At 64.6% G+C, this 12,504-nt stretch carries 14 protein-coding genes; 9 read left to right on the top strand and 5 right to left on the bottom strand.

Annotated elements, in window-relative coordinates; translation table 11 throughout:
• Window positions 1-6: 6 nt before the first annotated feature.
• Both hflX and hfq read right to left on the bottom strand, forming a co-directional pair.
• Window positions 7-1,179: a GTPase HflX gene (gene hflX, locus QZ613_RS04330; RefSeq protein WP_043565360.1), complete on the bottom strand. Its 1,173-nt coding sequence runs from the start codon at window positions 1,177-1,179 to the stop codon at window positions 7-9.
• Window positions 1,180-1,291: 112 nt separating this feature from the next.
• A complete protein-coding gene (gene hfq / locus QZ613_RS04325) occupies window positions 1,292-1,531 on the bottom strand; it encodes an RNA chaperone Hfq (protein WP_043565359.1) in 240 nt (79 codons plus the stop codon).
• 238 nt (window positions 1,532-1,769) lie between these two features.
• Here hfq and QZ613_RS04320 point away from each other — a divergent pair, with 238 nt between their 5' ends.
• The 3 genes from QZ613_RS04320 to QZ613_RS04310 all read left to right on the top strand — a co-directional run bounded on the left by QZ613_RS04320 (window position 1,770) and on the right by QZ613_RS04310 (window position 3,153).
• Window positions 1,770-1,931, top strand: coding sequence for a hypothetical protein (locus QZ613_RS04320; protein ID WP_291901682.1), 162 nt, complete (start codon window positions 1,770-1,772; stop codon window positions 1,929-1,931).
• A 143-nt stretch (window positions 1,932-2,074) separates the two neighbouring features.
• A complete protein-coding gene (locus QZ613_RS04315) occupies window positions 2,075-2,434 on the top strand; it encodes a CidA/LrgA family protein (protein ID WP_043565357.1) in 360 nt (119 codons plus the stop codon).
• Window positions 2,431-3,153 (top strand): LrgB family protein, encoded by a 723-nt coding sequence (locus QZ613_RS04310; protein WP_043565355.1) that lies wholly within the window; start codon window positions 2,431-2,433, stop codon window positions 3,151-3,153. The genes QZ613_RS04315 and QZ613_RS04310 overlap by 4 nt, the downstream gene beginning before the upstream one ends.
• 93 nt (window positions 3,154-3,246) lie before the next feature.
• Here QZ613_RS04310 and QZ613_RS04305 read toward each other — a convergent pair whose 3' ends face one another.
• The 3 genes from QZ613_RS04305 to QZ613_RS04295 all read right to left on the bottom strand — a co-directional run bounded on the left by QZ613_RS04305 (window position 3,247) and on the right by QZ613_RS04295 (window position 6,087).
• Window positions 3,247-3,657 carry a universal stress protein gene (locus tag QZ613_RS04305; protein ID WP_043565354.1) on the bottom strand — a complete coding sequence of 137 codons (411 nt, stop codon included), beginning with the start codon at window positions 3,655-3,657 and terminating at the stop codon, window positions 3,247-3,249.
• Window positions 3,658-3,833: 176 nt separating this feature from the next.
• Window positions 3,834-4,778, bottom strand: a complete 945-nt coding sequence (locus QZ613_RS04300) for an aldo/keto reductase (protein ID WP_043565353.1) — start codon at window positions 4,776-4,778, stop codon at window positions 3,834-3,836.
• Between the two features lie 40 nt (window positions 4,779-4,818).
• On the bottom strand, window positions 4,819-6,087 hold the full coding sequence (locus QZ613_RS04295; protein WP_043565351.1) for an MFS transporter: 1,269 nt from the start codon (window positions 6,085-6,087) through the stop codon (window positions 4,819-4,821).
• Window positions 6,088-6,474: 387 nt separating this feature from the next.
• Between QZ613_RS04295 and QZ613_RS04290 the strand changes: the two genes are divergently transcribed.
• The 6 genes from QZ613_RS04290 to QZ613_RS04265 all read left to right on the top strand — a co-directional run bounded on the left by QZ613_RS04290 (window position 6,475) and on the right by QZ613_RS04265 (window position 12,504).
• The gene (locus tag QZ613_RS04290) at window positions 6,475-7,347 is read left to right on the top strand and encodes a lipid A biosynthesis acyltransferase (protein WP_043569396.1); all 873 of its coding nucleotides are present in this window, start codon (window positions 6,475-6,477) and stop codon (window positions 7,345-7,347) included.
• Window positions 7,348-7,499: 152 nt separating this feature from the next.
• Complete coding sequence (locus QZ613_RS04285) at window positions 7,500-8,147, top strand: DedA family protein (RefSeq protein ID WP_043569374.1); 648 nt, start codon at window positions 7,500-7,502, stop codon at window positions 8,145-8,147.
• Between the two features lie 9 nt (window positions 8,148-8,156).
• Window positions 8,157-8,810 carry a phosphoribosylglycinamide formyltransferase gene (gene purN, locus QZ613_RS04280; protein WP_043569376.1) on the top strand — a complete coding sequence of 218 codons (654 nt, stop codon included), beginning with the start codon at window positions 8,157-8,159 and terminating at the stop codon, window positions 8,808-8,810.
• A gap of 12 nt (window positions 8,811-8,822) precedes the next feature.
• Window positions 8,823-9,839 (top strand): DUF3108 domain-containing protein, encoded by a 1,017-nt coding sequence (locus QZ613_RS04275; protein WP_291865323.1) that lies wholly within the window; start codon window positions 8,823-8,825, stop codon window positions 9,837-9,839.
• Window positions 9,836-11,143, top strand: coding sequence for an RsmB/NOP family class I SAM-dependent RNA methyltransferase (locus QZ613_RS04270; RefSeq protein WP_291865320.1), 1,308 nt, complete (start codon window positions 9,836-9,838; stop codon window positions 11,141-11,143). Before QZ613_RS04275 ends, QZ613_RS04270 begins: the two co-directional genes overlap by 4 nt.
• Window positions 11,140-12,504 carry a mechanosensitive ion channel domain-containing protein gene (locus QZ613_RS04265; protein WP_291981621.1) on the top strand — a complete coding sequence of 455 codons (1,365 nt, stop codon included), beginning with the start codon at window positions 11,140-11,142 and terminating at the stop codon, window positions 12,502-12,504. The genes QZ613_RS04270 and QZ613_RS04265 overlap by 4 nt, the downstream gene beginning before the upstream one ends.

The raw sequence follows: 12,504 nt of genomic DNA, 5'->3' as shown, positions 1-12,504 counted from the left end.
TTGAAATCATGCCGAACCATCTGAATCAAAAACCATATCGATATCCTGTAAGTCAGCCTCACCGGATGACTGCTGGCGCAGATTCCGGTTCTTGGCCAAAGCCACCTCGGCCAGCGCCTCGCGCAGCAGCGACAAGCCGTCGCCACGTCTGGCGCTGACGCGAACCCGCAGGAGTGTACCATATTCATCCCGCTCGACTGTCGGCGGCAGGCCGGTAAGATCGAGCTTGTTGAGTACCATCAGTTGCGGAACCCCGGCCGCGCCGATCTCGGCCAGTACCTTGTTGACATCGCCCACCTGCTCGTCGCGCGCCGGACTAGCCGAGTCAACCACATGCAGCAGGAGATCCGCCTCGGCCGTCGCTTCCAGCGTGGCGTGAAAAGCGGCCACCAGCGAGTGCGGCAGGTCGCGAATGAAGCCGACGGTATCGGAGAGCACGATATGCCCGGCCTCGGCCAGCCACAGCTTGCGCGTGGTCGTATCCAGCGTCGCGAAAAGCCGGTCGGCCGCAAGAACGCCGGCATGGGTCAGCGCATTGAAGAGGGTCGATTTGCCGGCGTTGGTATAGCCAACCAGCGACACGTTGAGCAATTCGCCCCGTCCACGCGCCTTGCGCTGAACGCCACGCTGACGCTCGAGCTTGACCAAGCGCTCCTTGAGCGACTTGACCCGAATACCGAGCAAGCGACGGTCGGTTTCCAGCTGCGTCTCCCCCGGACCGCGCAGACCAATACCCCCTTTCTGCCGCTCCAGGTGTGTCCAGCCACGAACCAGCCGCGTGGACAGATGTTCGAGCTGCGCCAGTTCGACCTGCAACTTACCTTCGGCGCTCTTTGCCCGCTGCGCGAAGATGTCAAGAATCAGACTGGTCCGATCGATGACGCGACACTGCAGCGCCTGCTCGAGATTGCGTTCCTGGCCAGCGCTCAGTTCGTGATTGAAGATCACCAGGTCGGCCTCGTGCGCGAGCACCTCGGCGGCCACCTCCCCGACCTTTCCCTTGCCGGCGTAAGTCGCCGCGTCCGGGCTGTGGCGACGACCATGGACCACCGCGCAAATCGACGCACCGGCAGAAAGCGCCAGCAAACGGACTTCTTCAAGTTGCTCGGCGAGGTCGTCGTGGCCGAAGTCGAGCTGGACGATGACCGCCCTTTCCTCGACTGAGGGACGCTCATGCATGCAGATATTCCGGGAGAATTGGCTCCGCCGTGAAGAGATCGGAGCGGGTCAGAAGGTCGGAAGAGGGAAATTGGCGCGCAAACTCGCGCCGCAGCAGCCGGACGGTAATCGATCAGCCCTCGCCGTTGGCATCCTGCTGGATGGTGATCGGACGCGACGGCACGACCGTCGAAATGGCATGCTTGTAGACCATCTGCGTGACCGTGTTCTTGAGCAGGACGACGTACTGATCAAAGGATTCAACCTGACCCTGCAGTTTGATACCATTGACCAGGTAAATCGAAACGGGAACTCGTTCACGCCGCAATGTGTTGAGAAACGGGTCTTGTAAAAGTTGCCCTTTATTAGTCATACGTCGAACTCCGTATTTATTCGTGTTTTGGAAAGACCAGCATAATTGATTTTACTGCCGTTTGCCATATCAAGGTCAAAGCAGTATTCGCGCCCGGATTCCCGGGGTCCGCTTGCCGGCATTCCGACGATGATGCCGCGGTAGGGGCCGCCCGGCTGTCCGCCAACGCCGACTCCAGGCCCGGAGGAGCGGCGCGCACCTAAACGCCACGGGTTTTCGTCACCCAAAGGAGAAACTGATGGATCCGGAGTCGGCGGTCGGCATCAACTGGGGAGCCATAGCCCTGCTGGCGGTCATCGCCGCAGGCCTAGTCTGGGGCCTGCGCCTCTTTTTTCGACAGAATCGCAAGGATCTCGAGAGCCTGGAGGAGACGCTGGAGAACGAGAGCGAAGGCAAGTAGATTGTCCGGCGCGGCGCGTTCGCATGATCGCTCGCCCGTGCGCGCCCTCGCTTCTACCCGCTCCTGCCCGAGCATAGCGGATGCCCGCGCGGGCGCTTCCGCTATACTGGCGACCACGCCACCTCTACGCCCGAGCCGCCAGCATGATCGGTGCCATCACCCTGCTCCTCGTTTTTCAGCTGATCGGCGAGATCTTTGCCAGAACACTGGCCTTGCCGATCCCGGGGCCGGTGATCGGCATGGCGTTGCTATTTGCCGCTCTCGTCGCCCGCGGCGGCCCCTCCGGCGAACTGCGCAATGCTGCGCAGGGACTGCTGCAGCACCTCTCGCTACTCTTCGTCCCTGCCGGTACCGGCGTCATGCTGCACTTCCAGCGCATGTCAGACGAATGGCTGGCGCTGGCACTCTCCCTGCTCGGCAGCACGTTGATCACCATCGCGGTCACCGCGCTGACGCTACGCGTCCTTTCCCGGCGCCGAGACCTGCAGAGTGACGCGCCATGAACGCCCGCCTTGACGAGATCTGGGTCTACCTGTCCGCTTCGCCGCTGCTCGGCCTGACCCTAACGCTGCTCGCCTATCAGGGCGCGGTCTACGTCAGCAGGCGCTGCCATGGCCATCCGCTGGCCAATCCCGTTCTACTGGCGGTGGCCACGCTGGTCAGCCTGCTGTGGATTACCGACACCCCGTACGGCACCTACTTCGACGGCGCGCAGTTCGTGCACTTCCTGCTCGGGCCGGCGACCGTCGCCCTCGCCATTCCGCTCTACGCTCAGCTCGCCCGCCTGAAACGCCTGGCCATCCCGTTGCTCGGCGCCCTGCTCGTTGGCTCGCTGAGCGCCGCGCTCTCGTCCGTGGCCATCGGCGGCGTGCTCGGCGCCAGCAAGGCGACGCTGCTGTCGCTGGCACCCAAGTCGGTGACCACCCCGATTGCCATGGGCATCGCCGAACGCATTGGTGGCCTGCCGTCGCTGACCGCCGTATTGGTGATCACCACCGGCATCATCGGCGCGATTGGCGCGCGCTACGTCTTCCGCGCCCTGCATATCGAAGACGACGGCGTGCGCGGCTTCGCCATGGGTATCGCCGCGCACGGCATCGGTACCGCACGCGCCTTCCAGGAGAGCGAACAAATGGGCGCCTTCGCGGCCCTGGCGATGGGGCTCAATGGCCTGGTCACGGCACTCCTGCTTCCGGTGCTCGTTCCATGGGTGTTGAGCTAGCGCAGCGCCGCGTGGCGCGGGTGCAACGGGTATCGGTCTACCTCAGCCCGCGCGACCGCCCGACGAATCGGGCGAAAGCCGGAAGTCAGCTTGCTAGCGAACCACCAATACGGAACAGTTGGCGTGGCGCACCACTTTGGCCGCGGTCGAGCCGAGGAAATAATCCTGCAGGCCGGGACGATGGGAGGCGATGATGATCAAATCGACATTGCTTTCCTTGGCCACATCGAGAATCGTATCGTAGGAATGGCCGGTCCTTACATCGACATCCATGTGCATGCCACTGGCTTTGGCTATCGCGGTCAGTTCCGCTTTTGTCGCTTCGACGGATTTGTGGAGCAGGCCTGCCGGCAGGTCGACCGCCGCCCAGTTCGGAATGTCCTCCACGACGTTGAGCAAAATGATCTTCGAACCCTGCGCACCGTAGCTTGCGGCAAGAGTGACGTTGGCCTTGCCTTCGGCGAGGTGTGCCATGTCGATGGGTACCAGAACAGTCTTGTACATGTTGATAGTCCTCTGCTTTTCGGCCTGAATGAACCTGCGAAGAGTCAAACTCACTGACACCATTGACAAGTATCACTGACGCAAGCCGCTACAGTCAATCGCGGATTCAGGCCACGGTGCCTTGTTGTCGCGGCACACGCAAGACCCCTTCCCGTGATTGCCAGAAAGGCCGGCGTTCAAATCCGCGCGAGGTACTCAGCCATCCTCGCTCTTTGTCGGCCATCGGGCAGCCGGCCACGCGCTGCGGCTAGGTTGTCTTCCAGGTGTTTGACCTTGCTGGTCGCCGGGATGACGCAGCTTACTGCCGGCTGGGCGAGGATGAACTTGAGGAAGAACTGGGCCCAGCTGGCGCAGTCGAATTCCGCCGCCCATTCGGGCAGCGGCTTGCCGCGCACGCGCGAGAACAGCGAGGCCTTGGCGAAGGGGCGGTTGATGATGACGGCGATCCCCAGATCCTGCGCCAGCGGCAGCACGCGCTCTTCGGCGTCGCGTTCGGCCATGCTGTAGTTGATCTGCACGAAATCCGGGTTTTCGGCGAGCAGCAGCGCTTCAACCTCGCGGTAGGCACCCTCGTGATAGTGCGTGACGCCGAGGTAGCGAATTCTTCCCTGCTCCTTCCACTCGCGCAGGGTCGGCAGCTGCGCCTGCCAGTCGAGCAGATTGTGAACCTGCATCAAATCAAGCTGTTGCGTACGCAAGCGGCTGAGTGATGCCTCCATTTGTCGAATGCCCTCACCGCGCCCGCTGGTCCATACCTTGGTCGCCAGGAACAGCCGGTCGCGCACGCCGAGCTTCGCCGCCAGTTCTCCGAGCACCGATTCGGAACGCCCGTACATCGGCGAACTGTCGACCAGCTGCCCGCCGAGCGCCACGAAACGCGCCAAGACCGGTTCCAGGGCCGTGCTGGCGGAATCGGCGACATCGAAGGTCTGGTAGGTACCCAGCCCGACGGCGGCGATCAATTCGCCGGACGACGGGATGCGTCGCCGGAGCAGGCCGCCCTCCGGCGTGCCGGATGGCGCACCGAATGCGCTTCCGACCACCGCCGCGCCGCTGGCGGCGATCGCCCTGAGCACCGCGCGCCGCCCGAAAACAACCGAACCTCGATCCCTGGCTTTCATCACCGTCTCCTTTCGTTTTGCCGCGGGCGACGCTGCGCGCTCACCACGCGCCCCGCTGCGCCGTCTCCGCACCCGCTTCGGGCGCCGCTTCCGCCACCTGTTGCTGACAACGCGTGCCAAGTCTAATTCCCAACCAGGCCAGCGCCAGAGAAGCGGGAATTGCCGCCAGGGCGACGCCCGAGGTGCCCATCCCGGCGGCGGCGTGCAACCAGCCACCAAAGGCATCGCCAGCCCGGGTGACCACGGTATCGAGGACGTTCTTGGCCTTGTAGCGGGATTCCCTCCCGACCGCCGTAAACAACGCCTCACGCGCCGGGCGCAGCAACCCGTGGCCACCGGCGCGCGAAATCACCTGGATCAGCAGCACCGTGATCAGCAGCGGAATGGCGGCCAACGCGGCCAGCGGAACGACCAGCAATACGGGTACCGCCGCCAGCGTGATGCCGACGCCCAAGCGCTGCATCAGACGACCGGCGACCATCGCCTGCAGCCCAAGGGCGATCAGGTTCACCGTCAGGTCGATGAGCGCGAAGAGCTGCGTGCGTGCCTCGGTACTCAGGGCGGCCTCCTTGACCAGACGCGCCTGCTCGAAATAGACAAAGGTGGCGAGCACGCTTTGCAACACGATCAGCAGCGCAATCATGGCCAGAAAAGGGGACGAGGCGATCTCCGCCAGGCCGGCCAGAACCCTGCCGCCGAGCGGCTGCAGCAGTTCGGCCTGGAGATGGTCGTCCAGCACACGCAGGATGCAGAGCAGGGAAAGCATCATCAAGGCCGCCGAAACCAGCAACAGGCCATGCACGCCAACCGCGTGCACCGACAGGGCAGTGATCGCCGGGCCGACCAAGGCCCCGCTGCTGCCGCCGGCGGCAATCACGCCGAACAGGCGCCGCGCCTGCGCGTGCGTAAAGCTGTCGGCCATCGCCGTCCAGAACAGCGAGACGACGACCAGGTTGAAAACGCTTACCCAGACGAAGAGGGCAAGCGCTGCCGCGGGCGAGGCGCCGCCGGCTATCCAGGCGCGAAAGCCGGTCAGAAGCAGCGCCGTGATGCCGAAAACGGCGGCCAGCAAGGCACGCCGTGGCAAGCGGGCGGCCGCCCAGCCATAAAGCGGCACGATCACCAGCATGCCTACCAGGGTCAGCGTGAATGCCCACTGCAGTTTGTCCGGCCCGATCTGGACGCCCATCTCCTCGCGCACGGGACGCAGCACGTAATACCCGGCCAGGAGCAGAAAGAAAGCGGCAAAGGACCAGAACAGCGCTCGCCCTTCGCCCGCACGACAATCGACCAGCCGCCGCCAGGGCACGGCTCAGGCCGCCGGGGGCACAGGCCCCGGCGGCGGCGCGGCGGCGAAGCACCGACGGGCGCAGGGGCGATCGGCAAACGAGGGGCCGCTGACCGGGGCGGAGGCGAGCAGGAAGCGACGGCGCGCCGAAGCGGGCATGAGAATCTCCATTACGAAGTACCTTCGACCGGGTCCGTCCGGCCAAATTCCATCGGCAAGCCAGTGCGCGGGCGCCATGAGCGCGCCAGACGGCCAGACAGGGAGCGAATGAAAGTACAATACACGGTCTGCTCCCATTGTTCTCCTGCCGATCTGACCGGCGACCCGCTGCGTCACCGCTCATCTGATGATCCACTTCGCCCAAGACCACCCGCACCCGGCAAGAGACTGGCGAGCAGCACGCCGATGCTGAGTCGATTGCTGGTCGCCGTGCTGTGGCTGCTGCACTTCCTGCCGCTGCCGGCGCTGGCCTTCGTCGGCCAGACACTTGGCCTGCTGCTGTTTGGCCTTGCCGGCCGGCGCCGGCACATCGTGCTGGTCAACCTGCGCCTGTGCTTCCCGGAACTCGACGATGCACAGCGACGACGCCTGGCCAGGGAGCACTTCAAGGTCCTCGGCCGCAGCATGCTCGAACGCTCGCTCCTGTGGTGGGCAAGTACGCAGCGGCTGGCGCCGCTTCTGCAGGTCAAAGGCGAGGAGCGGATACGCCAACTGCTCGACGCCGGCCACCCGGTGCTGATGCTGACGCCGCACTTTGTCGGGCTCGACGCGGGCGGCGCCGCCATCGCCATGCGCTTCGACAGCGCGAGTATCTACGCCGTGCAATCCGACCCGGTCTTCGACCGCCTCCTGCACCGTGGCCGGCTGCGTTTTGGCGATCAACTGCTGCTCACGCGCCAGGATAGCGTGCGCGCCAGCGTCAGGGCGATGAAGTCGGGCCGGCCGCTCTACTACCTGCCGGATATGGATTTCGGCAGCAAGGAGTCGATTTTTGTCCCTTTTTTCGGCGTCCAGACGGCGACGATCAGCGGCCTGTCCCGTCTGGCGCGGCTGGCGGGGGCCGCCGTCGTTCCCTGCGTGACGCGCATCCTGCCCGGTGGCGCCGGCTACGCGGTCGAGGTCGGCGAACCGTGGGCGGATTTCCCGAGCGCCGACGTCGAGGCCGATACCCGCCGCATGAACGCCTGGATCGAAGCCGCCGTGCGCACTATGCCCGAGCAGTACTACTGGGTCCATCGCCGTTTCAAGACCCGGCCGCCGGGCGAGCCGCGCCCCTACTGAGTGGTGCGGGCGGCGACAGGCCGGGGCGTGCCGCGGCAAACGCAAGAGAGCCTCGTCCGACCGCCAGACACGCTGAAGTGCGGCAAGCTGCACAGCCATGCGCTCTGGCTTCCGGTAGAATCGCGCCTTACCGTCCACCACCCCTGCCGCCAATGGAATACCTCGCTTACTTCATCGACATCGTCCTGCACCTCGACAAGCACCTGGCGATGCTCGTTCAACAATACGGGCAGTGGATCTACGTCATCCTCTTCGTGATCATCTTTAGCGAAACCGGGTTCGTCGTCACACCGTTCCTGCCCGGAGATTCGCTGCTTTTCGTCGCCGGCGCGCTGGCCGCGGTCGGCGGCATGGACCTTGGCGTACTGATGGCTGTCCTGATGGCGGCGGCGATCCTCGGCAACACCCTCAACTACCAGATTGGCCGCTATCTCGGCCCCAAGGTCTTCCACTGGGAGCAAACGCGATTCTTCAACCGGGCGGCGCTCGACAAGACGCACGCCTTCTACGAGAAGCACGGCGGCAAGACTCTGGTCATCTCGCGTTTCCTGCCGCTCTTTCGCACCTTCGCTCCATTTGTCGCCGGAATTGGCGCCATGACCTACGCGCGTTTCACTTTCTTCAACCTGGTCGGCGGTATCAGCTGGGTCGGTTCGCTGACGCTGGCCGGCTACCTGTTCGGCAATCTGCCGTGGATTCAGAAGAACCTGACGCTGGTAATTCTGGCGATCATCGCCATTTCGCTTATCCCCCTGTTCATCGGCTGGCTGCAGCACCGCAAGACCGAGGCCCAGGCCTAGGATCTGCGCATGCTATCGGTCGTCATTCTGATCTCTGGACGCGGCAGCAACATGGCGTCGCTGCTCGCCGCCGCCGACGCGGGAACGCTGCCGGTGCGCGTCGCTGGCGTCCTCGCCAACCGCTCCGACGCGGGCGGGCTGGAAACAGCCGCCGCATGCGGCGTACCTACCCGCGTTGTTGACCACCGCCAGTTCGCTACGCGCGACGACTTCGACGCCGCCATGGCGACGGCGATCGACGCGTTTTCCCCCGACCTGGTCGTTCTTGCCGGCTTCATGCGCATTCTCGGCGCTGCCTTTGTCAGCAACTACCACGGCCGCCTGATCAATATCCATCCCTCGCTGCTGCCGAGCTTTCCGGGCCTGCACACGCACGCCCGAGCGCTGGCCGAAGGCGTCCGTATTCACGGCTGTACGGTACATTTCGTGACCCCCGATCTTGATCACGGCCCGATCATTGTCCAGGCCGCCGTGCCAGTCCTCGACGGCGACAGCGAAGAGACCCTCGCCGCGCGCGTCCTGGCGCAGGAGCATCAGCTCTATCCGCTCGCGGTACGCTGGTTTTCCGAAGGCCGTCTGCGTCTGTGCGCCGGACGCGTCGTCCTCGACTCGCCACAGCTTGACAGCGGCGCACTGATCGCACCCCAGACGTCGACGAGGTGAGTCGGCCAGCCGATGCCGATCGCCCTGCTCATCGCCGTCGCAGCCTCGCTCGGCGCGCATGCCCTGTTGCTCTTCGGTCCGGAGTTCGATTTGCCCCCCTTCCTTGAGCCACCGCCGCTGCTCGCCGAGCTCAAGCCAGCGCCGCTGATCGAACCGCCCGTCGAGCCGCCAGCGAAACCCGCGACGACGGCGGCGAGAAAGCGACCGGCGAAGCGCAGCAAAGCGCACGCCACTCCACCACCGACGGCCACACCCGTGTTGAACGTAGACGATTCGTCGACTGCGGTCGCCACGCCGACGATAGCGAACCCAAGTACCGGGCCGGCAGCGGTGCCGATCGGCCCGCTCGCGCTGGCGACGCCCTCGACTACCGCCGAAGGCGCGCCAAGTTCGTCGCGGCTGCCGGCGCGCGGGATGATTCGCTATCGCGTTGACCGCGGCGATCAGGGCTTCATGATTGGCGAGTCGACGCACGATTGGGTGGTCGTCGACGACGTTTACCGGATTACCGCGGTGACCGAAACCAAGGGTCTGGTGGCGCTGTTCAAGCCCTTGCGCATCGAACTCGAAAGCCGCGGCAAGCTGACCGCTGCGGGGCTGGTGCCGGAACGCTTCTCCACCCGCCGCGAGGGTCGCGCAACGGGCGAGCAGGCCGAATTCGACTGGCTGCAGATGCAGGTGCGCGTCGGCCAACGGCCACTACAAGCGCTTGACGCTGGCGCCCAGGATCTCCTCTCGCTGCATTACCAGCTGGGACTGCTCCCCGACCTGGCCAGCGGCACGGTCATGCCCGTGGCCACGGGCAAGAAATACGAGCAGTACCGATTCGAAGTCCTCGGCGACGAGGACGTCGAGACCCCTGCCGGAAACTTCCGCTCGCTGCACCTGCGGGTAGCTGGCGTCTCACCGACGGAAGTGTGGCTGGCCTACGATCGTTCGCTGCTGCCGGTGAAAATTCTGCATACCGACCATAAGGGCGCCGTTTTCGTCGAAACTGCGACGGCCATCGAATTGAGCGAGGAACCATGAGCGCGCGTCATACCGAAACCCGAATCAACCCGACCCGACTTACCGCGACCCGTTTCACCCCTGCCCTTTTCCACCATGGCCAGAAGCTGCTCTCCGAAGTGTTGCGCTCGGACCTTGCCGCCGACCGCGTCGTTGCCGACTATTTCCGCCAACACCGCGAACTCGGCCACGCCGATCGTGGCTTCGTCGCCGATGCAGTGTTCACCGTCCTGCGCCGCAAACGCTCGCTATCAGCGCGCTGTGCCGGCGAGCTGACCTCGCGCCGCTTGTTGCTCGCTGCGCTGGCCTGCCTGCAGGGCATGAACCGGCGCGAGCTTGGCGCCGTGCTGAGCGAGGCCGAAAGCCACTGGCTGGCACACGCCAAGGGCGTGCAGGTCAGCGAGCTGCCGGCGGCTGTGCGCCTGGATCTGCCCGACTGGCTGCATGGGCTGCTCAGCGAACAGTTCGCCGGCGAAGACATGGAAGCGCTGGTCGCCGCGCTGAACCAGCCCGCGCCTCTGGACCTGCGCGTCAATCCACTGAAAGTCGGACGCGAGGAGGTCCTTGAACGACTGCAGGCCGGCGGACTGAGGGCCGAAGCGTGCCGCCATTCACCGCTCGGCATCCGCCTGGCCGGCAAGCCTGCCCTGTCAAAGCACCCCCTGTTCGTCGACGGCAGCATCGAAGTACAGGACGAAGGAAGCCAGCTGCTCGCGTTCCTGGTGCAGCCCCGACGCGGCGAAATGGTCGCCGACTTCTGCGCCGGGGCGGGTGGCAAGACTTTGCTGCTTGGCGCCCTGATGCGCTCGCAGGGAAGGCTCTATGCCTTCGACGTTGCCGAACAAAGACTGGCCCGCCTGAAACCCCGCCTGGCGCGTTCCGGGCTGTCGAACGTTCATCCGGTACGCATCGATTCCGAGCGCGACATCAAGATCCGGCGCCTGGCAGGCAAGCTCGATCGCGTCCTGGTCGACGCGCCCTGTTCCGGCCTCGGCACCCTGCGCCGCAACCCCTCCCTGAAGTGGCGGCAGACGGCGGCAAGCATCGCCGAGCTGAGCACCAGACAAGCGGCCATTCTGTCCGCCGCCGCCAGCCTGGTGAAGGCTGGCGGCCGGCTGGTCTACGCAACCTGCAGCCTGCTCGAGGAGGAGAACGAGGCCGTCGTGCGCGCTTTCCTGGAGCAGCACTCGGAGTTTACCCTCTGCTCGGCGCAGGAAATATTCGCCAAACAGGCTATTGCCATCGACTGTGGCGAGCAGCTACGCTTGCTGCCGCACCGCCACGGAACCGACGCTTTCTACGCGGCAGCAATGGAGCGGCGATGAACGAAACGACCAAGCAGGCGACCAGCGAAGCGATAAAACAGGCTGCCGACGGCACGGCTGCTTTTGCGCGGCTTTTTCGGGATCTCTGGCGGGACATCCAGGAACCGGGATTCCTCTGGCAAATCCTGGCCCTGGCCCTCTGCCTGCTCGTCGCCTGGGGCTTGTCGCGCTACTGGCTGCGGCAGAAACACGCGCGTTCGAGCGCCGATCACGGCGTGCTGCGAACATTCGGGACCGGCAGCCTGAAGCGCATCGCCTTCCCCCTGCTGTCGCTGCTGCTGGTCCTGATCGTGCGCAAGATTTTCCGCCACTGGGAACTCGGACCGGTCAGCCTGCTCGATCTGGCGGTGCCCCTTCTGCTGTCGATGGCGCTGGTACGCGCAGCGATCTACGTCGTGCACCACGCCTTCGCGCCGAGCAGTTTCCTGGCCACTTCCGAGCGCCTCATCGCCACCAGCATCTGGATCGGCCTGGCGCTCTATCTCAGCGGACTTTCGGCACCACTGATCGACATGCTCGAACAGGTAAGCTTCAACGTCGGCAAGCAGAAGCTCGATTTGTGGACGCTGACCAACGGCCTGGTGACGATTTGCGTGACCGTGCTGGTCGCGCTCTGGATTTCCGGGATCATCGAAGCACGCCTGATGGCTCGGGAAACCCTCGACGCCAGCATCAGAGTGGTTCTTGGCCGACTGGTCAAGGCGCTGCTGTCGGTACTCGCCCTGTTGCTCAGCCTGTCGATCGTCGGCATCGACATCACCGCCCTGTCGGTGTTCAGCGGTGCGCTGGCCGTCGGTCTCGGCCTGGGTCTGCAGAAGATCGCCAGCAACTACGTCAGCGGCTTCATCATCCTGCTCGACCGCTCGATACGCCTCGGCAATGTGGTGGCCATCGACCCGCTGACCACCGGCGTCGTGACCCAGATCACCTCCCGCTACACGGTGGTGCGCACGCTGACCGGAACCGAAGTGATCATCCCCAACGAGTACCTCGTTTCGAACATCGTGCGCAATGAATCGTTCACCGATTCACGCGTGCGCTTCATTCTCAGCGTTCAGGTCGCCTATGGCACGGATCTCGACATTGCCATGCGCCTGATGCACGATGCCGCGCTGGCAAATCAGAGAGTCCTCGCCGACCCGCCGCCACAGGTGCTGTTGATGGCTTTCGCGGAAAGCGGCATCAATCTTGATCTGAATTTCTGGATCTCGGACCCACAGAACGGCACCGGCAGTATCCGCTCAGCGATCAACCTGGCGATCTGGCGGTCATTTCGCGATCACGGCATCCAGATTCCGTTCCCGCAACGCGAAGTGCGACTGGTGGGTGGCTTGCCAGCAGCGGCGGCAGCGGCCGATTGA

It is taken from the genome of Candidatus Accumulibacter sp. ACC005, from assembly GCF_907163215.1.
Taxonomy (GTDB): Bacteria; Pseudomonadota; Gammaproteobacteria; order Burkholderiales; family Rhodocyclaceae; genus Accumulibacter; species Accumulibacter regalis.
The sequence above is the reverse complement of the archived record's forward strand: the minus strand, read 5'-3'. Positions and strand labels throughout refer to the sequence as shown.

Coding starts and splice junctions, on each gene's coding strand:
- QZ613_RS04305 (WP_043565354.1), bottom strand. CDS start 3,657: ATGTACAAGACTGTTCTGGTACCCATCGACATGGCACACCTCGCCGAA.
- hflX (WP_043565360.1), bottom strand. CDS start 1,179: ATGCATGAGCGTCCCTCAGTCGAGGAAAGGGCGGTCATCGTCCAGCTC.
- purN (WP_043569376.1), top strand. CDS start 8,157: ATGCTATCGGTCGTCATTCTGATCTCTGGACGCGGCAGCAACATGGCG.
- QZ613_RS04300 (WP_043565353.1), bottom strand. CDS start 4,778: ATGAAAGCCAGGGATCGAGGTTCGGTTGTTTTCGGGCGGCGCGCGGTG.
- QZ613_RS04275 (WP_291865323.1), top strand. CDS start 8,823: ATGCCGATCGCCCTGCTCATCGCCGTCGCAGCCTCGCTCGGCGCGCAT.
- QZ613_RS04270 (WP_291865320.1), top strand. CDS start 9,836: ATGAGCGCGCGTCATACCGAAACCCGAATCAACCCGACCCGACTTACC.
- QZ613_RS04285 (WP_043569374.1), top strand. CDS start 7,500: ATGGAATACCTCGCTTACTTCATCGACATCGTCCTGCACCTCGACAAG.
- QZ613_RS04315 (WP_043565357.1), top strand. CDS start 2,075: ATGATCGGTGCCATCACCCTGCTCCTCGTTTTTCAGCTGATCGGCGAG.
- QZ613_RS04310 (WP_043565355.1), top strand. CDS start 2,431: ATGAACGCCCGCCTTGACGAGATCTGGGTCTACCTGTCCGCTTCGCCG.
- QZ613_RS04265 (WP_291981621.1), top strand. CDS start 11,140: ATGAACGAAACGACCAAGCAGGCGACCAGCGAAGCGATAAAACAGGCT.
- hfq (WP_043565359.1), bottom strand. CDS start 1,531: ATGACTAATAAAGGGCAACTTTTACAAGACCCGTTTCTCAACACATTG.
- QZ613_RS04320 (WP_291901682.1), top strand. CDS start 1,770: ATGGATCCGGAGTCGGCGGTCGGCATCAACTGGGGAGCCATAGCCCTG.